12 protein-coding genes, 4 tRNA genes, 3 rRNA genes and 1 riboswitch are annotated in these 18,728 nt (G+C 53.1%); of the genes, 15 read left to right on the top strand and 4 right to left on the bottom strand.

What is annotated here, in order from left to right; all coding sequences use genetic code 11:
- The first annotated feature begins 41 nt into the window (after nt 1-41).
- Together argH and oxyR are read left to right on the top strand one after the other, a co-directional pair.
- Nucleotides 42-1,415 (top strand): argininosuccinate lyase, encoded by a 1,374-nt coding sequence (gene argH / locus FCN45_RS18745; protein ID WP_101760728.1) that lies wholly within the window; start codon nt 42-44, stop codon nt 1,413-1,415.
- Between the two features lie 340 nt (nt 1,416-1,755).
- The gene (oxyR, locus tag FCN45_RS18740) at nt 1,756-2,673 is read left to right on the top strand and encodes a DNA-binding transcriptional regulator OxyR (protein ID WP_008109652.1); all 918 of its coding nucleotides are present in this window, start codon (nt 1,756-1,758) and stop codon (nt 2,671-2,673) included.
- Here oxyR and sthA read toward each other — a convergent pair.
- On the bottom strand, nt 2,656-4,056 hold the full coding sequence (sthA, locus tag FCN45_RS18735) for a Si-specific NAD(P)(+) transhydrogenase (protein WP_101760632.1): 1,401 nt from the start codon (nt 4,054-4,056) through the stop codon (nt 2,656-2,658). The genes oxyR and sthA overlap by 18 nt on opposite strands.
- 194 nt (nt 4,057-4,250) lie before the next feature.
- On the opposite strand from sthA, the gene fabR reads away from it, so the two are divergent.
- Together fabR and FCN45_RS18725 are read left to right on the top strand one after the other, a co-directional pair.
- The gene (gene fabR / locus FCN45_RS18730) at nt 4,251-4,895 is read left to right on the top strand and encodes an HTH-type transcriptional repressor FabR (protein WP_008109648.1); all 645 of its coding nucleotides are present in this window, start codon (nt 4,251-4,253) and stop codon (nt 4,893-4,895) included.
- A gap of 18 nt (nt 4,896-4,913) precedes the next feature.
- Nucleotides 4,914-5,270 carry a YijD family membrane protein gene (locus FCN45_RS18725; RefSeq protein WP_061720276.1) on the top strand — a complete coding sequence of 119 codons (357 nt, stop codon included), beginning with the start codon at nt 4,914-4,916 and terminating at the stop codon, nt 5,268-5,270.
- 32 nt (nt 5,271-5,302) lie between these two features.
- Here FCN45_RS18725 and trmA read toward each other — a convergent pair whose 3' ends face one another.
- On the bottom strand, nt 5,303-6,406 hold the full coding sequence (gene trmA / locus FCN45_RS18720; protein ID WP_137386747.1) for a tRNA (uridine(54)-C5)-methyltransferase TrmA: 1,104 nt from the start codon (nt 6,404-6,406) through the stop codon (nt 5,303-5,305).
- Between the two features lie 112 nt (nt 6,407-6,518).
- Nucleotides 6,519-6,701: riboswitch (cobalamin riboswitch) on the top strand.
- 68 nt (nt 6,702-6,769) lie between these two features.
- Here trmA and btuB point away from each other — a divergent pair.
- The 9 genes from btuB (at nt 6,770) to FCN45_RS18675 (ending at nt 15,345) form a co-directional block, all read left to right on the top strand.
- A complete protein-coding gene (gene btuB, locus FCN45_RS18715) occupies nt 6,770-8,656 on the top strand; it encodes a TonB-dependent vitamin B12 receptor BtuB (protein ID WP_137386746.1) in 1,887 nt (628 codons plus the stop codon).
- A complete protein-coding gene (gene murI, locus FCN45_RS18710) occupies nt 8,601-9,452 on the top strand; it encodes a glutamate racemase (RefSeq protein ID WP_110868173.1) in 852 nt (283 codons plus the stop codon). The genes btuB and murI overlap by 56 nt, the downstream gene beginning before the upstream one ends.
- A 396-nt stretch (nt 9,453-9,848) precedes the next feature.
- Nucleotides 9,849-11,388 (top strand): 16S ribosomal RNA (locus FCN45_RS18705).
- Nucleotides 11,389-11,461: 73 nt separating this feature from the next.
- Nucleotides 11,462-11,538 (top strand) — tRNA-Ile (locus FCN45_RS18700).
- 143 nt (nt 11,539-11,681) lie between these two features.
- Nucleotides 11,682-11,757 (top strand) — tRNA-Ala (locus tag FCN45_RS18695).
- 202 nt (nt 11,758-11,959) lie between these two features.
- Nucleotides 11,960-14,864, top strand: a 23S ribosomal RNA gene (locus tag FCN45_RS18690).
- A 102-nt stretch (nt 14,865-14,966) separates the two neighbouring features.
- Nucleotides 14,967-15,082, top strand: a 5S ribosomal RNA gene (gene rrf, locus FCN45_RS18685).
- Together the 16S, 23S and 5S rRNA genes with 4 tRNA genes alongside form the textbook arrangement of a ribosomal RNA operon.
- Nucleotides 15,083-15,184: 102 nt before the next feature.
- Nucleotides 15,185-15,261, top strand: a tRNA-Asp gene (locus FCN45_RS18680).
- A gap of 8 nt (nt 15,262-15,269) precedes the next feature.
- Nucleotides 15,270-15,345: transfer RNA gene (locus FCN45_RS18675), tRNA-Trp, on the top strand.
- A 105-nt stretch (nt 15,346-15,450) separates the two neighbouring features.
- On the opposite strand, the gene hdfR is transcribed toward FCN45_RS18675, so the two are convergent.
- Complete coding sequence (hdfR, locus tag FCN45_RS18670; RefSeq protein ID WP_008106614.1) at nt 15,451-16,272, bottom strand: HTH-type transcriptional regulator HdfR; 822 nt, start codon at nt 16,270-16,272, stop codon at nt 15,451-15,453.
- A gap of 121 nt (nt 16,273-16,393) precedes the next feature.
- Here hdfR and FCN45_RS18665 point away from each other — a divergent pair, with 121 nt between their 5' ends.
- Complete coding sequence (locus FCN45_RS18665; RefSeq protein WP_008106616.1) at nt 16,394-16,732, top strand: DUF413 domain-containing protein; 339 nt, start codon at nt 16,394-16,396, stop codon at nt 16,730-16,732.
- Between the two features lie 30 nt (nt 16,733-16,762).
- Here the strand turns inward: FCN45_RS18665 and FCN45_RS18660 are convergent, their stop codons facing one another.
- A complete protein-coding gene (locus FCN45_RS18660; RefSeq protein ID WP_110867717.1) occupies nt 16,763-18,283 on the bottom strand; it encodes a YifB family Mg chelatase-like AAA ATPase in 1,521 nt (506 codons plus the stop codon).
- A gap of 328 nt (nt 18,284-18,611) precedes the next feature.
- Between FCN45_RS18660 and ilvL the strand changes: the two genes are divergently transcribed.
- Nucleotides 18,612-18,710 carry an ilv operon leader peptide gene (gene ilvL, locus FCN45_RS18655; protein ID WP_071531048.1) on the top strand — a complete coding sequence of 33 codons (99 nt, stop codon included), beginning with the start codon at nt 18,612-18,614 and terminating at the stop codon, nt 18,708-18,710.
- Nucleotides 18,711-18,728 lie beyond the last annotated feature (18 nt).

Below are 18,728 nucleotides of genomic sequence, written 5' to 3'. Positions count from 1 at the left end.
TTCGGGCCGCCTTTTCTATAACAGATTCAGGAGTAATGCAGATGGCACTTTGGGGCGGACGTTTTTCGCAGGCAGCAGACCAACGGTTCAAACAGTTCAACGACTCGCTGCGTTTTGACTATCGCCTGGCCGAGCAGGACATTACCGGCTCGATTGCCTGGTCAAAAGCGCTGGTGACGGTCAACGTGCTGACCAATGAAGAGCAGCAACAGCTGGAAAGCGCGTTGAATGAACTGCTGGCTGAGGTACGCGCCAATCCTGAGCAGATTCTGCAAAGCGATGCGGAAGATATTCACAGCTGGGTGGAAGGCAAGCTGATCGACAAAGTCGGCGCGCTGGGCAAGAAATTGCACACCGGCCGTAGCCGTAACGATCAGGTCGCGACCGATCTGAAACTGTGGTGCAAAGAGCAGGTTGCCGTGCTGCTGGAGGCGACGCGTGAGCTGCAATCGGCGCTGGTCGCCACGGCACAAGCCAATCAGGACGCGGTGATGCCGGGTTACACGCACCTGCAGCGTGCGCAACCGGTGACGTTCGCGCATTGGTGCCTGGCGTACGTTGAGATGCTGGCGCGTGACGAGAGCCGTCTGCAGGATGCACTGAAGCGTATGGATGTCAGTCCGCTGGGTTGCGGCGCGCTGGCGGGTACCGCCTACGAGATCGATCGTCAGCAGCTGGCCGGCTGGTTAGGTTTTGCCTCTGCCACGCGTAACAGCCTCGATACCGTTTCCGATCGCGATCACGTGCTCGAGCTGCTGTCAGACGCCTCGATTGGCATGGTGCATCTGTCGCGCTTTGCTGAAGACCTGATCTTCTTCAACACCGGTGAAGCGGGCTTCCTTGAACTGTCGGATAAAGTCACTTCCGGGTCGTCGCTGATGCCGCAGAAGAAAAACCCGGATGCGCTGGAGCTGATCCGTGGCAAATGCGGCCGTGTGCAAGGTGCGCTGACCGGCATGATGATGACGCTGAAAGGCCTGCCGCTGGCGTACAACAAAGATATGCAGGAAGACAAAGAAGGGCTGTTCGATGCGCTGGATACCTGGCTCGACTGCCTGCATATGTCGGTGCTGGTGCTGGACGGCATTCAGGTAAAACGTCCGCGTTGCCAGGAAGCCGCTGAGCAGGGCTACGCCAACTCGACCGAGCTGGCCGATTATCTGGTGGCAAAAGGCGTTCCGTTCCGCGAAGCCCACCACATTGTGGGTGAAACCGTGGTGGAAGCGATCAAGCAAGGCGTGGCGCTGGAAGCGCTCACTCTGGCGCAGTTGAAGCAGTTCAGCGCGGTGATTGAGGATGACGTGTATCCAATTCTGTCGCTGCAATCCTGCCTGGATAAGCGTAATGCGCAAGGTGGTGTCGCTCCTCAACAGGTCGCCTTCGCCATTAGCGAAGCTCAGAAGCGTTTGGGTTAAAGCTATGCGCATTAGATTGCGCCGCTGCGGTATGAGCAGGAATGCGTAGCGGCGCGATTTATCGCGCTCTGTTGATATCCAGCAGGCGAGTGACAAGCAAAAAAAAGCGGGCACCTCTTGGGTAGCCCGCCAACCTCTAGCTTCGGAATTACATTTTGTTATAGGCACATCATCAAGGGCAGGCCACTCCCGGCCAGCACAGTGATTGGTTTTAAGCAGTTTGCAGGTTCTGCTCCAGATCATTTGATGCGCGCATTATTCCCGCTCACGCCTTGATAGGGCCAATCGTTCATTGCTATTCTATCTATCGCCACGGGCTATCGTGGTTTGGAGGATTTCAATGAATATTCGTGATCTCGAATACCTGGTTTCACTTGCGGAGCATCGCCATTTCCGGCGTGCAGCTGACGCATGTCATGTCAGCCAACCTACCTTAAGTGGACAGATTCGTAAGCTGGAAGATGAACTTGGCGTGATGCTGCTGGAGCGAACCAGCCGTAAGGTGTTGTTTACTCAGGCAGGACTGTTGCTGGTGGATCAAGCGCGAACCGTGCTGCGCGAAGTGAAAGTGCTGAAGGAGATGGCGAGCCAGCAAGGCGAAGCGATGTCTGGACCGCTGCACATTGGTTTGATTCCAACCACCGGGCCGTATCTGCTGCCGCACATCATTCCGATGCTGCACAAAACCTTCCCCAAACTCGAAATGTACCTGCATGAAGCGCAGACGCAGCAACTGCTGGCACAGCTCGACAGCGGCAAGCTGGATTGCGCCATCGTGGCATTGGTGAAAGAGAGTGAAGCCTTTATTGAAGTGCCGCTGTTTGATGAGCCAATGACGCTGGCGGTTTATGCCGATCATCCGTGGCGCGATCGCGATCGCGTGCCGATGTCGGATCTGGCCGGTGAGAAATTACTGATGCTGGAAGATGGGCACTGCCTGCGCGATCAGGCGATGGGCTTCTGCTTCGAAGCCGGTGCCGATGAAGATACGCATTTCCGCGCCACCAGTCTGGAAACGCTGCGCAACATGGTTGCCGCCGGTAGCGGCATTACCTTGTTACCTGCGCTGTCCGTGCCGAATGAACGCGAACGTGATGGCGTCTGCTATTTACCGTGTTACAAGCCGGTGCCGCAGCGCACCATCGCGTTGGTCTATCGTCCAGGATCGCCTCTGCGCAGCCGCTATGAGCAGTTGGCAGAAGCAATCAAAACCCACATGAAGGGTTATCTGGATACCTCGTTAAAACAGGCGGTTTAAGCCGTTTAACGCTGCCACGCGATAAGCTTCGGCCATGGTGGGATAGTTGAAGGTGGTATTCACGAAGTACTCGATCGTGTTGCCGCCGTTCTTCTGTTCCATGATGGCCTGGCCGATGTGAATGATCTCCGCAGCACGCTCGCCAAAGCAGTGAATCCCTAAAATCTCTTTGGTTTCGCGGTGGAACAGAATCTTCAGGCTGCCGACATGCATGCCAACAATCTGCGCACGCGCCAGATGTTTAAACTGCGCACGACCCACTTCATACGGCACTTTCATCGCCGTCAGCTGCTGTTCGGTTTTACCCACTGAGCTGATCTCCGGAATGGTGTAAATCCCGGTTGGAATATCTTCGATCAGGTGCGCGGTAGCTTCACCTTTGATGATCGCCTGCGCGGCAATGCGGCCCTGATCGTAAGCAGCAGAAGCCAGGCTTGGATAACCAATCACGTCGCCAACCGCGTAAATATGCGGCAGCGCAGTTTGATACATGCTGTTCACCTTCAGCAGGCCACGACCATCCGCTTCCAGTCCGACGTTTTCCAGCGCCAGTGAATCGGTGTTACCGGTTCGACCGTTTGCGTACAGCAGGCAATCGGCTTTCACTTTTTTGCCCGATTTAAGGTGAATTATCACCCCGTCATCAACGCCTTCAATCTTCTCAAACTCTTCGTTGTGACGAATCACCACGCCGCTGTTCCAGAAGTGATAGGAGAGGGAATCTGACATCTCCTGATCGAGGAATGCCAGCAGACGGTCGCGAGTGTTGATCAGGTCAACCTTGACGTTCAGGCCGCGGAAAATCGAGGCATATTCACAGCCAATTACGCCGGCGCCATAAATGATGACGTGACCAGGTTCATGATGCAGGTTGAGGATGGAGTCGGAATCGTAAACGCGCGGATGGGTGAAATCGACATCCGCGGGATGATACGGACGAGAACCGCAGGCGATCACGAATTTCGCCGCGGTTAATCGCTCGCGGGTGCCGTCGGGTTGTTCCACTTCGATGGTGTTGGCATCAACAAATCGGGCATCGCCCTGATAAAGTTCACAGCGGTTGCGCTCGTAGAAGCCCTGACGCATCGCGGTTTGTTGACTGATCACGTTCTCGGTGTGGTTGAGAATGTCGGCGAATGAGGAGCGCAGGAGGCGAGTGTGATCGCTGTAAAGTGGGTTTTGATTGAACTCGATGATACGGCTAACAGCGTGACGCAGGGCTTTGGAAGGGATGGTTCCCCAGTGTGTACAACCGCCGCCGATGTTGTGGTAGCGTTCGATCACTGCAATACGCGCTCCCTGCTTCACCAGCCCCATCGCCGCACCTTCGCCGCCCGGACCGGAGCCAATCACAATGGCATCGTAATCGTAAGACTTTTGCATACCAGTACGTCCTATTTTTTTATCACATTTTTACAACGAGATTCTAACATCTCGCCGCGCACATCTGAATTCTAACAGCGTAAATTGCTGAAGTTTGACAAAGCGTGAGGTTCACAAGCGTTCACAAAGTTTGCACCGCTGTACGCTGAAAAGTTTGTTATAGTGCCTGCCAAATCACCTAAAAGGCCGGGAAAATGGGCGTCAGAGCGTTACAAAAAGAACGTACACGACGTTCACTGATTGAAGCTGCCTTCAGTCAGTTAAGTGCAGAAAGGAGTTTTGCCAGCCTGAGTTTGCGCGAAGTTGCACGCGAAGCGGGGATTGCGCCGACCTCATTTTATCGTCACTTCCGCGATGTCGATGAGCTGGGCCTGACCATGGTGGACGAAAGCGGCTTGATGCTGCGCCAGTTAATGCGTCAGGCGCGCCAGCGTATTGCCAAGGGCGGCAGCATTATCAAAACCTCGGTGGCAACTTTTATGGAGTTCATCGGGAACAATCCCAACGCTTTTCGGCTCTTACTACGCGAGCGCTCCGGAACCTCGGCGGCCTTTCGTGCCGCAGTCGCGCGTGAGATTCAGCACTTCATCGCCGAACTGGCCGATTATCTTGAATTAGAAAATCGCATGCCGCGCAGCTTCACCGAAGCGCAGGCCGAAGCCATGGTGACGATTGTGTTTAGCGCGGGTGCCGAAGCGCTGGACGTTGATATTGAGCAGCGCCGTAAGCTTGAGGATCGATTAGTGCTGCAGCTGCGCATGATCGCCAAAGGCGCTTATTACTGGTATCGCCGGGAGCAAGAGCGTCTGGCGGTTACCCTGGAAAAACCCGAAGAGTAATGTGATAAGGATAATGAAATGATTGAGCAAAACCCACGCGATAAAGGAACGCTTTTATTGGCTTTTATCACCGGTTTAGCGATCAACGGCTCCTTTTCGGTGCTGTTCAGCACGTTTGTTCCCTTTTCGATATTCCCGCTGATTGCGCTTGGCCTCGCGGCCTGGTGTTTGCATCAGCGTTATCTCAACCGCAATATGCCAGACGGCATGCCTTCACTGGCGGCGGCGTTCTTCCTGCTGGGTATTTTGGTTTATAGCGCGCTGGTGCGGGCTGAATATCCGGATATCGGCTCTAACTTCATCCCGACCATTCTGATGGTGGCGCTGGTGTTCTGGATTGGTATGCGTTTTCGCCGCGCGAAGAGCAAGCAGTGAAAAAACGGGAACCTTGGGGTTCCCGTTGTTGTTTAGGCCTTGCGCGTCAGCAGCACGCCGCATTCCATATGATGGGTATACGGGAACTGATCGAACAGCGCCAGACGCGTGACGTCATGCGTTTCTCCCAGCACCGCGAGGTTGTCGCACAGCGTTTGCGGGTTGCAGGAGATATAAAGGATGCGCGGATAGGCCTGCACCATCTTCACAGTTTCCTCATCCAGCCCGCTACGTGGCGGATCAACAAAAATGGTTTCGCATTGATAGCTCTTCAGGTCGATGCCTTCTAAACGATTGAAGCTGCGTACGCCCGTCATCGCCTGGGTAAACTCTTCAGCGGCCATACGAATAATCTGCACGTTATCAATATGGTTGGCGGCAATGTTGTATTGCGCGGACGCGACCGACGGCTTGGCAATTTCCGTGGCCAACACGCTGCGGAAGTTACGCGCCAGCGCCAGCGAGAAGTTGCCGTTACCGCAATAGAGTTCCAGCAGATCGCCTTGCGAATCCTGCGTGACGTCCAGCGCCCACTCCAGCATCTTAATATTCATCGCCGCGTTTGGCTGGGTGAAGCTGTTCTCCACCTGACGATAAATCATCTCTTTCCCCGCGACCGGCAGGCGCTCATCCACGTAATCGCGATCGAGGCAGATTTTGGTTTTGGTGGCGCGGCCAATCAGCTGCACGTCAAAGCCTTCGGCACGCAGGCTGTCGCGCAGGGCGCTGGCGGCGGCGGTCCACTCCTCTTCCAGCTTGCGGTGATAGAGCAGCGAGATAACAATCTGGTTGCTCATCGTCGACAGGTAATCGATCTGGAACAGTTTGAAACGCAGCGCGCGGTTGTCACGGATCGCCGCGATCAGTTTTGGCATCAACTGGTTGATCAATTCACTGGCCGCCGGGAATTGATCGACGCGGATACGTTGCTTGGTCTGTTGATCAAAGATGATGTGGTAGAGATCGTCTCCGTCGTGCCAGATGCGGAATTCGGCACGCATCCGATAGTGGCTGACCGGCGAACGGAACACCTCCACGTCGGGCGCGGCAAAGGGCACCATCATCGCCTGTAAACGGCTGACTTTTTCCGCCAGTTGCGCGTCGTATTGTTCAATCGGGAGCTGTTCGGGTGTCATCTTTAATCCTGGTAATAAGCTGGCTTGCCGGGCGATTGTAGGCATTCAACTGCTGATGTCCAGCCCTGCGGAAAACAAGATGGCTGGAAGTCTGGATTTCCGGCCTTCCTGGCCGTAGACTGCGCCTGCCGGCCTCCTTGAGTTAAAAGGGAATCCAGTGTGAATCTGGAGCTGACGCGCAGCGGTAAGGAATGTCGTGGTGATGGCAATTACAAACACTGTCCTGCCGGATGGGAAGTTTTTTCACCATTTATGATTCTCAGCCCGAAGACCTGCCGGTGTGACGTCGCAATACATACGACCATCGCGAGCTATTGGTCGTAGTCGTGCGGCATCCTGCTTCGTCTTTTGGATGCTATAACAATGAAAAAAACACATGCTTCGCTGTTTGCCTTCAGTGCAACGGCGTTGTCTCTCTGGGCGCAATTTGGCTACGCGCAGCAGAATGATGATACGCAAATCGTTACCGCTAACCGCTTCGCGCAGCCGGTCTCGTCGGTGCTGGCTTCGACTTCTGTTGTCACCCGTGATGAGATCGATCAGTGGCAATCCAGGAACCTACTGGAAGTGTTACGCCGCTTGCCGGGCGTGGATATCGCGCAAAGCGGTGGCATTGGGCAAAGCGCTTCTATGTATGTGCGGGGTTCGGAAGCGCGCCATACGCTAATTCTGGTTGACGGTGTGCCGTTCTCTAAGCCTGGCATTACCGGCGTTGCTGACTTCAACCAGATTCCTGTTTCTATTATCCAGCGCGTTGAGTTTATTCGCGGCCCGCGCTCTGCCGTTTACGGCGCAGATGCGATTGGCGGCGTGGTGAATGTCATCACGCAAAACCCGAATAATCAAAACTCGCTGACGGCTGGCTTTGGTTCGAAGGGCTATCAGGAATACAGCGGCGGCATCAATCAAAATGTCACGGACCAAACGCGCGTAACGGTGGCGGGCTCTTATCAGGCCACCAACGGCTACAACGTTCAGCCGGGCTCAACGTCTCCGACCGATCGCGATCGTGATGGCTGGCGCAATAAGGCGTTCTGGGCTGGCGTTGACCACAAGTTTAACGAGGCGTTTTCTGGCTTCTTCCGGGGTTACGGTTACGCCGCGAACTCAGATTACGATGCGGGTTATGTCGGTGGTCAGGATGAGCAACAGATCTATAATCACTCGTTTGATACCGGTCTGCGCTTTAATAAAGAGGAATACTCCTCGCAGCTGACCGCCAGTTATCAAAAGTACAAAATCTATAACTACGTTGGGTCTGATGGCCGCTATGCGGATTCCAATAGCCTGGATGACATGGAGCAGCGCAACCTGCAGTGGGGCAACACCTTTGCGGTGGGGTATGGCATGGTCAGCGCGGGTCTGGATTGGCAGCAGCAGAAACTGAGCTCGGTTGGACAACTCTATTCTGGCGCACCGCGTGACGAAGATGGTTACAAGCAAGACAACACCGGTGCTTACCTGACGGCTCAGCAGCAGTTTGGCAATGTTACGCTTGAAGGTTCGGCGCGTGGCGATGATAACCAGGACTTCGGCCGTCATGGCACCTGGCAAACGGCTGCGGGTTGGGAGTTTGTGCCGGGTTACAAGGCATCACTCTCTTACGGCACGGGTTTCCAGGCGCCGACGTTAGGCCAGCTATATGGTCTGAAGCGCTTTGGTATTAGCTCTAATCCCGATCTCAATCCTGAGAAATCAAAACAGTGGGAAGCCGCGCTGGAAGGTTTAACCGGTCCGGTTAATTGGCGTGTTGCGGCGTATCACAATAAAGTCAGCAATCTCATTACCTATGCTTCTGATCCTGTGACTTTTGAGGGCGGCTATTACAATGAAAAAGCCGTTACGCTGAAAGGTATTGAAGCCACCGCTGATTTTGATACCCGCTTACTTCATCACCAGATCACCTTGGGTTATCTGGATGCGCGTCGTGATTCAGATGGTGAAATGCTGGCGCGTCGTGCGCGTGAGCAGGCCAAATATCAGCTGGGTATGACGGTGTATGACTTTGATATTGATGTCATCTACCAGTACTTCGGTAAGCGCTACGATAACAACACCAGCGAATATGCCAGCGAGCAGCGTCGTTTATCGAGTTACAGCACGGTAGATCTCGCGGTCTCGTATCCGGTCACATCACAGCTCACCGTTCGTGGTAGAATTGCCAACCTGTTCGATAAAGATTATGAGACAGCGTATGGCTATCCAACTCCAGGAACGGAGTATTACCTCAGCGCCAGCTACAGCTTCTGATCTGCGTCCCACCGTGCTGGTGTTTGACTCCGGCGTGGGTGGGCTCTCCGTTTATGATGAGGTCCGGCATTTACTGCCGGATCTTCACTATCTCTACGCCTTTGATAATGAAGGGTTCCCGTACGGCGAAAAATCCGAAGACTTTATTGTCGAGCGCGTGGTGGCGGTGGTGACGGCTATCACTCAGCGTTTCCCGCTTGCGTTGGTGATCATTGCTTGTAACTCGGCCAGCACCATCTCTTTGCCGGCTCTGCGTGAGCGCTTCGAATTCCCGGTTGTGGGTGTGGTGCCTGCGATAAAACCTGCTGCGCGTCTGACGCGTAACGGCGTAGTGGGATTGCTGGCCACGCGCGGCACGGTGAAACGTCCTTATACCCATGAGTTAGTGGCGCAATTTGCCCGCGACTGCAAAATTGAAATGCTCGGCTCTGCTGAGCTGGTGGAGCTGGCGGAAGCCAAGCTGCATGGCGAAGATGTTGAGCTCGCTGATGTACGCCGTGCTGTGCAACCCTGGCTACGGATGAAAGAGCCACCTGATACCGTGGTTCTCGGATGTACGCATTTCCCTTTACTACGTGATGAGCTGCAATTGGTGCTACCGGAAGGGACAAGGCTGGTGGATTCGGGCGCGGCTATTGCACGTCGTACCGTTTGGTTATTAGAGCATGAAGCACCGCAGGCAGTTTCATCCGGTCAGAATTTAGCGTTCTGTACGCGTATAGATGATGAAGTGACGAAATTGTCACCGATTTTGCAGCGTTATGGCTTCCCGTTGCTGGAAAAATTAGCAGTTTAGTGGCGTTTCGACGAAAAAATCAGCACTCGGAAATTAATTTGAAATTAGCGCTTGTCAGCTCCGAAGAAATCCCTATACTGCGCCTCCACTGACACGGAACAACGGCTTACGAAGCGAAGTGTTCAGGAGGTGGTCTTCAAGGCAACCTTCAGAAAAGCAAAAATAAATGCTTGACTGAGAATGCGGAAAGCGTAATATACGCATCCCGCGCCGCTAGAGAAATCGCGGCATGCTCTTTAACAATTTATCAGACAATCTGTGTGGGCACTCGCAGGATTGATATCCGCGTCTCCGGACGCAAAAAAATATCAAAGCCTCACGAGTGAACACATAATGAAATTCATTATGACGTTTTACAGATGAGCACCGCTGAACTGGTTTCAGCAAATCAAACTTAAATTGAAGAGTTTGATCATGGCTCAGATTGAACGCTGGCGGCAGGCCTAACACATGCAAGTCGAACGGTAGCACAGAGAGCTTGCTCTCGGGTGACGAGTGGCGGACGGGTGAGTAATGTCTGGGAAACTGCCCGATGGAGGGGGATAACTACTGGAAACGGTAGCTAATACCGCATAACGTCGCAAGACCAAAGTGGGGGACCTTCGGGCCTCACACCATCGGATGTGCCCAGATGGGATTAGCTAGTAGGTGGGGTAATGGCTCACCTAGGCGACGATCCCTAGCTGGTCTGAGAGGATGACCAGCCACACTGGAACTGAGACACGGTCCAGACTCCTACGGGAGGCAGCAGTGGGGAATATTGCACAATGGGCGCAAGCCTGATGCAGCCATGCCGCGTGTATGAAGAAGGCCTTCGGGTTGTAAAGTACTTTCAGCGGGGAGGAAGGCGGTGGAGTTAATAGCTTCACCGATTGACGTTACCCGCAGAAGAAGCACCGGCTAACTCCGTGCCAGCAGCCGCGGTAATACGGAGGGTGCAAGCGTTAATCGGAATTACTGGGCGTAAAGCGCACGCAGGCGGTCTGTCAAGTCGGATGTGAAATCCCCGGGCTTAACCTGGGAACTGCATTCGAAACTGGCAGGCTGGAGTCTTGTAGAGGGGGGTAGAATTCCAGGTGTAGCGGTGAAATGCGTAGAGATCTGGAGGAATACCGGTGGCGAAGGCGGCCCCCTGGACAAAGACTGACGCTCAGGTGCGAAAGCGTGGGGAGCAAACAGGATTAGATACCCTGGTAGTCCACGCCGTAAACGATGTCGACTTGGAGGTTGTTCCCTTGAGGAGTGGCTTCCGGAGCTAACGCGTTAAGTCGACCGCCTGGGGAGTACGGCCGCAAGGTTAAAACTCAAATGAATTGACGGGGGCCCGCACAAGCGGTGGAGCATGTGGTTTAATTCGATGCAACGCGAAGAACCTTACCTACTCTTGACATCCAGAGAACTTAGCAGAGATGCTTTGGTGCCTTCGGGAACTCTGAGACAGGTGCTGCATGGCTGTCGTCAGCTCGTGTTGTGAAATGTTGGGTTAAGTCCCGCAACGAGCGCAACCCTTATCCTTTGTTGCCAGCGGTTCGGCCGGGAACTCAAAGGAGACTGCCAGTGATAAACTGGAGGAAGGTGGGGATGACGTCAAGTCATCATGGCCCTTACGAGTAGGGCTACACACGTGCTACAATGGCGCATACAAAGAGAAGCGACCTCGCGAGAGCAAGCGGACCTCATAAAGTGCGTCGTAGTCCGGATCGGAGTCTGCAACTCGACTCCGTGAAGTCGGAATCGCTAGTAATCGTAGATCAGAATGCTACGGTGAATACGTTCCCGGGCCTTGTACACACCGCCCGTCACACCATGGGAGTGGGTTGCAAAAGAAGTAGGTAGCTTAACCTTCGGGAGGGCGCTTACCACTTTGTGATTCATGACTGGGGTGAAGTCGTAACAAGGTAACCGTAGGGGAACCTGCGGTTGGATCACCTCCTTACCTGAAGATACCTTCCCGCGAAGTGCTCACACAGATTGTCTGATAGAAAGTAACGAGCAGAAAAAACCTCTACAGGCTTGTAGCTCAGGTGGTTAGAGCGCACCCCTGATAAGGGTGAGGTCGGTGGTTCAAGTCCACTCAGGCCTACCAAATTTCTTCTCATGCTGCGTTAAAGCGCCGCTCGTATAGTGAACTATACGTCGCGCCACTTTGCCTTGCCTGAAAAGAAATTACCGTTTGTCAAAAACGGAACTCCTGGTGAGTGGTAGTAGTGGTCTCTGCAGTAACTGTATGGGGCTATAGCTCAGCTGGGAGAGCGCCTGCCTTGCACGCAGGAGGTCAGCGGTTCGATCCCGCTTAGCTCCACCATTACAGTGACTCAAAACAATACTTCAGAGCAAACCGGAAACGGTGTGCTGCGAAGTATTATGCTCTTTAACAATCCGGAACAAGCTGAAAATTGAAACGACGTATCGTCTTCATTCTCCGTAATAAGAATGAAGCGGCGATATGTTCGAGTCTCTCAAATGCTTGCAGTCTGCACGCGTTGCAAAACGCCTGTGGGTTGTGAGGTTAAGCGACTAAGCGTACACGGTGGATGCCCTGGCAGTCAGAGGCGATGAAGGACGTGCTAATCTGCGTAAAGCGTCGGTAAGGTGATATGAACCGCTACAGCCGACGATGTCCGAATGGGGAAACCCGGTGCACCCAGTGCATCATCGCAACATGAATACATAGTGTTGCGAGGCGAACCCGGGGAACTGAAACATCTAAGTACCCGGAGGAAAAGAAATCAACCGAGATTCCCCCAGTAGCGGCGAGCGAACGGGGAACAGCCCAGAACCTGAATCAGTTTGTGCGTTAGTGGAAGCGTCTGGAAAGTCGCGCGATACCGGGTGATAGCCCCGTACACGAAAGTGCACATTCTGTGAGTTCGAAGAGTAGGGCGGGACACGTGGTATCCTGTCTGAATATGGGGGACCATCCTCCAAGGCTAAATACTCCTGACTGACCGATAGTGAACCAGTACCGTGAGGGAAAGGCGAAAAGAACCCCGGCGAGGGGAGTGAAACAGAACCTGAAACCGTGTACGTACAAGCAGTGGGAGCCTCTTTATGGGGTGACTGCGTACCTTTTGTATAATGGGTCAGCGACTTATATTCTGTAGCAAGGTTAACCGTATAGGGGAGCCGCAGGGAAACCGAGTCTTAACTGGGCGTTAAGTTGCAGGGTATAGACCCGAAACCCGGTGATCTAGCCATGGGCAGGTTGAAGGTTGGGTAACACTAACTGGAGGACCGAACCGACTAATGTTGAAAAATTAGCGGATGACTTGTGGCTGGGGGTGAAAGGCCAATCAAACCGGGAGATAGCTGGTTCTCCCCGAAAGCTATTTAGGTAGCGCCTCGTGAACTCATCTCCGGGGGTAGAGCACTGTTTCGGCTAGGGGGCCATCCCGGCTTACCAACCCGATGCAAACTGCGAATACCGGAGAATGTTATCACGGGAGACACACGGCGGGTGCTAACGTCCGTCGTGAAGAGGGAAACAACCCAGACCGCCAGCTAAGGTCCCAAAGTCATGGTTAAGTGGGAAACGATGTGGGAAGGCACAGACAGCCAGGATGTTGGCTTAGAAGCAGCCATCATTTAAAGAAAGCGTAATAGCTCACTGGTCGAGTCGGCCTGCGCGGAAGATGTAACGGGGCTAAACCATGCACCGAAGCTGCGGCAGCGACGCGTATGCGTTGTTGGGTAGGGGAGCGTTCTGTAAGCCGTTGAAGGTGTGCTGTGAGGCATGCTGGAGGTATCAGAAGTGCGAATGCTGACATAAGTAACGATAAAGCGGGTGAAAAGCCCGCTCGCCGGAAGACCAAGGGTTCCTGTTCAACGTTAATCGGAGCAGGGTGAGTCGACCCCTAAGGCGAGGCTGAAAAGCGTAGTCGATGGGAAGCAGGTTAATATTCCTGCACTTGGTGTTACTGCGAAGGGGGGACGGAGAAGGCTAGGTTATCCGGGCGACGGTTGTCCCGGTTTAAGCGTGTAGGCGGAGAGTTCAGGTAAATCCGGACTCTTATTAACGCTGAGGCGTGACGACGAGCCACCACGGTGGTGAAGTAACTGATGCCCTGCTTCCAGGAAAAGCCTCTAAGCTCCAGGTAACACGAAATCGTACCCCAAACCGACACAGGTGGTCAGGTAGAGAATACCAAGGCGCTTGAGAGAACTCGGGTGAAGGAACTAGGCAAAATGGTGCCGTAACTTCGGGAGAAGGCACGCTGTCATCAGGTGAAGTCCCTCGCGGATGGAGCTGAAGGCAGTCGAAGATACCAGCTGGCTGCAACTGTTTATTAAAAACACAGCACTGTGCAAACACGAAAGTGGACGTATACGGTGTGACGCCTGCCCGGTGCCGGAAGGTTAATTGATGGGGTTATCCGCAAGGAGAAGCTCTTGATCGAAGCCCCGGTAAACGGCGGCCGTAACTATAACGGTCCTAAGGTAGCGAAATTCCTTGTCGGGTAAGTTCCGACCTGCACGAATGGCGTAATGATGGCCAGGCTGTCTCCACCCGAGACTCAGTGAAATTGAAATCGCTGTGAAGATGCAGTGTACCCGCGGCAAGACGGAAAGACCCCGTGAACCTTTACTATAGCTTGACACTGAACATTGAGCCTTGATGTGTAGGATAGGTGGGAGGCTTTGAAGCGTGGACGCCAGTCTGCGTGGAGCCAACCTTGAAATACCACCCTTTAATGTTTGATGTTCTAACGTAGGCCCGTAATCCGGGCTGCGGACAGTGTCTGGTGGGTAGTTTGACTGGGGCGGTCTCCTCCCAAAGAGTAACGGAGGAGCACGAAGGTTGGCTAATCCTGGTCGGACATCAGGAGGTTAGTGCAATGGCATAAGCCAGCTTGACTGCGAGAGTGACGGCTCGAGCAGGTGCGAAAGCAGGTCATAGTGATCCGGTGGTTCTGAATGGAAGGGCCATCGCTCAACGGATAAAAGGTACTCCGGGGATAACAGGCTGATACCGCCCAAGAGTTCATATCGACGGCGGTGTTTGGCACCTCGATGTCGGCTCATCACATCCTGGGGCTGAAGTAGGTCCCAAGGGTACGGCTGTTCGCCGTTTAAAGTGGTACGCGAGCTGGGTTTAGAACGTCGTGAGACAGTTCGGTCCCTATCTGCCGTGGGCGCTGGAGAATTGAGGGGGGTTGCTCCTAGTACGAGAGGACCGGAGTGAACGCACCACTGGTGTTCGGGTTGTCATGCCAATGGCACTGCCCGGTAGCTAAGTGCGGAAAAGATAAGTGCTGAAAGCATCTAAGCACGAAACTTGCCCCGAGATGAGTTCTCCCTGACTCCTTGAGAGTCCTGAAGGGACGTTGAAGACTACGACGTTGATAGGCCGGATGTGTAAGCGCAGCGATGCGTTGAGCTAACCGGTACTAATGACCCGTGAGGCTTAACCTTACAACGCCAGAGGCGTTTTGGTCTGAGAGACCAGAGGTTTTCAGCTTGTTTACGGACTGGTCTGCGGCGCCTGAGAGGGGGCTGCGGACAAAACAGAATTTGCCTGGCGGCTTTAGCGCGGTGGTCCCACCTGACCCCATGCCGAACTCAGAAGTGAAACGCCGTAGCGCCGATGGTAGTGTGGGGCCTCCCCATGCGAGAGTAGGGAACTGCCAGGCATCAATTTAAGACCCGTTACCGGGTCGTGACCTTCCCCGTGACGCGGGAAGGGCGAAACACCTGAAATCAGAACGATTGTCTGATATCAGTACAGAATCGGTGGAGCGGTAGTTCAGTTGGTTAGAATACCTGCCTGTCACGCAGGGGGTCGCGGGTTCGAGCCCCGTCCGTTCCGCCACCCTAATTAGGGGCGTAGTTCAATTGGTAGAGCACCGGTCTCCAAAACCGGGTGTTGGGGGTTCGAGTCCCTCCGCCCCTGCCAGAAAATAATCCTTTGCTTCGGCAAAGGATTTTTTTTGTCCAAAATTCGGCAGTGAAATGAGTTTGAGTTTCACTGTGATCCACTCAAACTCCCTCATTTATTATCTTATTGTGTCAAAACCGGATATTTAAGCAGCTGACGAATGTGACTTTGCTGATCGCTATTCTGCAGCCACACCGCATATAACGGTCGCACGGCGACGGGTGTATCTGGAATAACCATCAAATCACTATAAATGCCGTGCCAAAAATCAGGTAAAAAGGCACAAGCACCGGTGGTATGCAGTAATTCGCGTGTTAAATGTGCGGATGTGGTGGTTAATACGGGAACATCATCACTGGACAGATAACTTTCATGCTGATGAAAATCTGCGCCCCATTCCAGCTTGATATAGTCATATTTTTCACGCTTCTCGGTTTTACGCGCCCGGAATAATGCGAGCGAAATATGCCCTATTTGCTGGCTGGTTAACTCATCCATTTTTGGCGCTTCAGTTGTGATCAACAGGTCCAACTGACGTTCATGCAATTGCTTAACCAGTAAATGTCGCTGGGCGATACGTGCCTCGAGATGAAGGCTTTCGCGATTCTCATAAAGTGTTTGCAACCAGGGAGTTAAGTACGCTTCCCAAAGGGATGCGCTACCTCCTATTGAAAGCTCATGATGCTGTTGTGTATGCGAGACTTCTTTTTTGGCCATCAGCCAGGTGCTCATCAGGCTTTCGGCATAGGGTAATAAACGCTCGCCTGCTGAAGTCAGCCGGATGTTATTACGGTGACGAGTAAAAAGGTTTACGCCCAGCTGATTTTCCAGCTGACGAATGCGAAAACTAACGGCAGATTGCGTGAGGTAAAGCGCTTCAGCAGCACGCCCGAAATGGCGTGTTCTGCTCACTTCGAGGAAAGTTTTCAGTAATTCCGTATCCACTGCATTCTCCCAAAAATTGTTTGTCGTACTGATTTAAATGTTTTGTTTTACACTCTGTCAAGCCTATCTAATACTCCGCGCCATAAATAGCACGGCCATATGAGAGTCAGGAGCGTGTAAAATGGCGGATAGCTTCGCAACAACGAATCGTTTCTTTGATAACAAACATTACCCACGTGGTTTTTCGCGTCATGGTGATTTCACCATTAAAGAAGCTCAGCTTCTGGAGCGCCACGGTTACGCCTTTAATGAACTGGATCTCGCTAAGCGTGAACCCATTACAGAAGAAGAGCGTTCATTTTTAGAAGTATGTCGTGGTCTTCGTGAGCCACAAACGGAAGCTGAACGTGTATGGTCGAAATACACCGCACGTATCAAGCGACCTAAGCGTTTCCATACGCTATCTGGCGGCAAACCGCAGATGGATACGGTGGAAGATTTTAGCGATAGCGATGATTAAGAATAGCGGGGCTTATATAAGCCCCGTTTTTTATTCCAGAGTCTTGTGCAGATAGATCATTAAGCGGTCGATGCTGCGATATCCCACCGCTTCCTGCAAATGACTACGAGTAATCTGCTCTTCACCTGCTAAATCAGCTATTGTCCTGGCCACCTTTAAAATCCGCTGCCAGGCGCGTACTGAAAGCCCCAACGAATTCAACACTTCTTCCAGCCATTCAGCATCCTGCTGCTTCAATGGACACCAGCGTAAAATCTCTGGGTTAGAGAGATGAGCATTCACTTTTCCGCTGCGTGCTGTTTGAATCTTTCGTGCGGCGAGGACGCGAGTTAAAACTTCAGCGCTGCTTTCGCTGACTTGTTGTTTCTTACTTAGCGATCCACTGGGCAGAAGTGGGACCTCTAACGATAAATCAAAGCGATCGAGAAAAGGTCCTGATAACCGATTGAGATAGCGCAACACCTGCTGAGGTGATGAGCGATTATGGTTGCCCTGATAATGCCCGGTCGGGCTGGGATTCATCGCGCCGATCAATTGAAAGCGCGCGGGATACGTCACTTTAGCGCGCGTGCGTGAAATGGCGATTTCCCCGGATTCAATCGGTTCGCGCAAAGCATCAAGCGTTCTGCGCTCGAATTCTGGCAGCTCATCGAGGAATAACACGCCATTGTGTGCCAGGGAGATTTCTCCCGGCCGCGGCAAGGAGCCGCCCCCAACCAGCGCATAGAGTGATGAACTGTGATGAGGCGCTCTGAACGGCCGTTTGCGCCACTGATGATGGAGATTGCCACTGCTTACCAGACTGGCGATAGCGGCGCACTCCAGCGCTTCCTGGTCGTCTAACGGTGGCATGATACCGGGCAGACGCGTCGCTAACATGGTCTTGCCGGTGCCAGGCGGCCCAATCAGTAATAGGTTATGCCCGCCAGCTGCGGTGATCTCCAGTGCACGTCGGCCCTGATCCTGGCCAATGATATCGCTGAGGTCCTGCTTTTCCTGTTCAAGCGTTTCGGGCTGATAATGCGCGACAGTGAGAGTGGTTTTGTTATGGAGAAACGCACAGATTTCTACCAGATGTTTGCCAACCAGCGTCTCGCCTTGTTGAATCAACCCTACATCCTGTTGATTCTGTTCAGCTAACACCATTTGTCTGCCTGCTTGCAGTGCCGCCATCGCAGCTGGAATAGCGGCCTGAACGCCACAGAGCGCGCCGTTAAGTGCTAACTCCCCCAGGAATTCAAATTGCCCCAGTTTTGCGTCTGGCAGCTGCTCAGAGGCCGCCAGAATGGCGATAGCGATGGGGAGGTCATAGCGTCCGCCCTCTTTTGGCAGATCGGCAGGCGCCAGATTGATGGTGACGCGTTTCGCCGGGAAGGTGAACCCGCTATTAATAATCGCGCTTCGCACCCGTTCCCGCGCTTCTTTTACCGTGGTTTCAGGCAGTCCAACCAGCGTCAGGGCCGGCAAGCCGTTGCTGATGTGCACTTCCACCGTCACCAGCGGAGCCTGAACACCCAGCGCAGCTCGTGTTAATACCTTCGATAAAGACATAACCGCTCCTTGTTGTCCTTATCATCAAAGCAGCCAGACAGATAAACAATGGCTTACTGCTCAACTTCAGAGCCAGATTCCTTACATTCCCTGATAATTGCCGCTCTTTCACTGAAAATCAGAGCTTGATCGTAAACTCCAAATGAAGATTACGACGCGGGCGTTATGAATTTTTATCACAAATGTAAATAACCTTTTATTTACAATGTGATAACGGCGGGCCACCAGCGGCATCATAAAATTTTCCAATGAAAATTATTGTCAACGACGTGCTAACTATGGTAACTCTGTAGGTATTACTTCGAACAATCGAAAAAACAAACAACACATGAAAGCCCTTCTACAAGTGATTAGCCTAGTCGTGATTAGCGTGGTGGTGATTATTATCCCACCGTGCGGGGCATCGCTTGGAGAAAGAAAGGCTTAAAAATCAAGTCTGGAATTC

The organism is Pantoea sp. SO10 (genome assembly GCF_005281435.1).
Lineage (GTDB): Bacteria > Pseudomonadota > Gammaproteobacteria > Enterobacterales > Enterobacteriaceae > Pantoea > Pantoea leporis.
Note: the sequence above shows the minus strand (reverse complement) of the source record. Positions and strands in the feature narration are given on the sequence as shown.

Bases quoted from the DNA above. Each gene is read 5' to 3' on its own strand.
- oxyR (WP_008109652.1), top strand. From the start codon at position 1,756: ATGAATATTCGTGATCTCGAATACCTGGTTTCACTTGCGGAGCATCGC.
- FCN45_RS18660 (WP_110867717.1), bottom strand. From the start codon at position 18,283: ATGTCTTTATCGAAGGTATTAACACGAGCTGCGCTGGGTGTTCAGGCT.
- sthA (WP_101760632.1), bottom strand. From the start codon at position 4,056: ATGCAAAAGTCTTACGATTACGATGCCATTGTGATTGGCTCCGGTCCG.
- ilvL (WP_071531048.1), top strand. From the start codon at position 18,612: ATGAAAGCCCTTCTACAAGTGATTAGCCTAGTCGTGATTAGCGTGGTG.
- btuB (WP_137386746.1), top strand. From the start codon at position 6,770: ATGAAAAAAACACATGCTTCGCTGTTTGCCTTCAGTGCAACGGCGTTG.
- fabR (WP_008109648.1), top strand. From the start codon at position 4,251: ATGGGCGTCAGAGCGTTACAAAAAGAACGTACACGACGTTCACTGATT.
- argH (WP_101760728.1), top strand. From the start codon at position 42: ATGGCACTTTGGGGCGGACGTTTTTCGCAGGCAGCAGACCAACGGTTC.
- FCN45_RS18665 (WP_008106616.1), top strand. From the start codon at position 16,394: ATGGCGGATAGCTTCGCAACAACGAATCGTTTCTTTGATAACAAACAT.
- trmA (WP_137386747.1), bottom strand. From the start codon at position 6,406: ATGACACCCGAACAGCTCCCGATTGAACAATACGACGCGCAACTGGCG.
- murI (WP_110868173.1), top strand. From the start codon at position 8,601: ATGGCTATCCAACTCCAGGAACGGAGTATTACCTCAGCGCCAGCTACA.
- FCN45_RS18725 (WP_061720276.1), top strand. From the start codon at position 4,914: ATGATTGAGCAAAACCCACGCGATAAAGGAACGCTTTTATTGGCTTTT.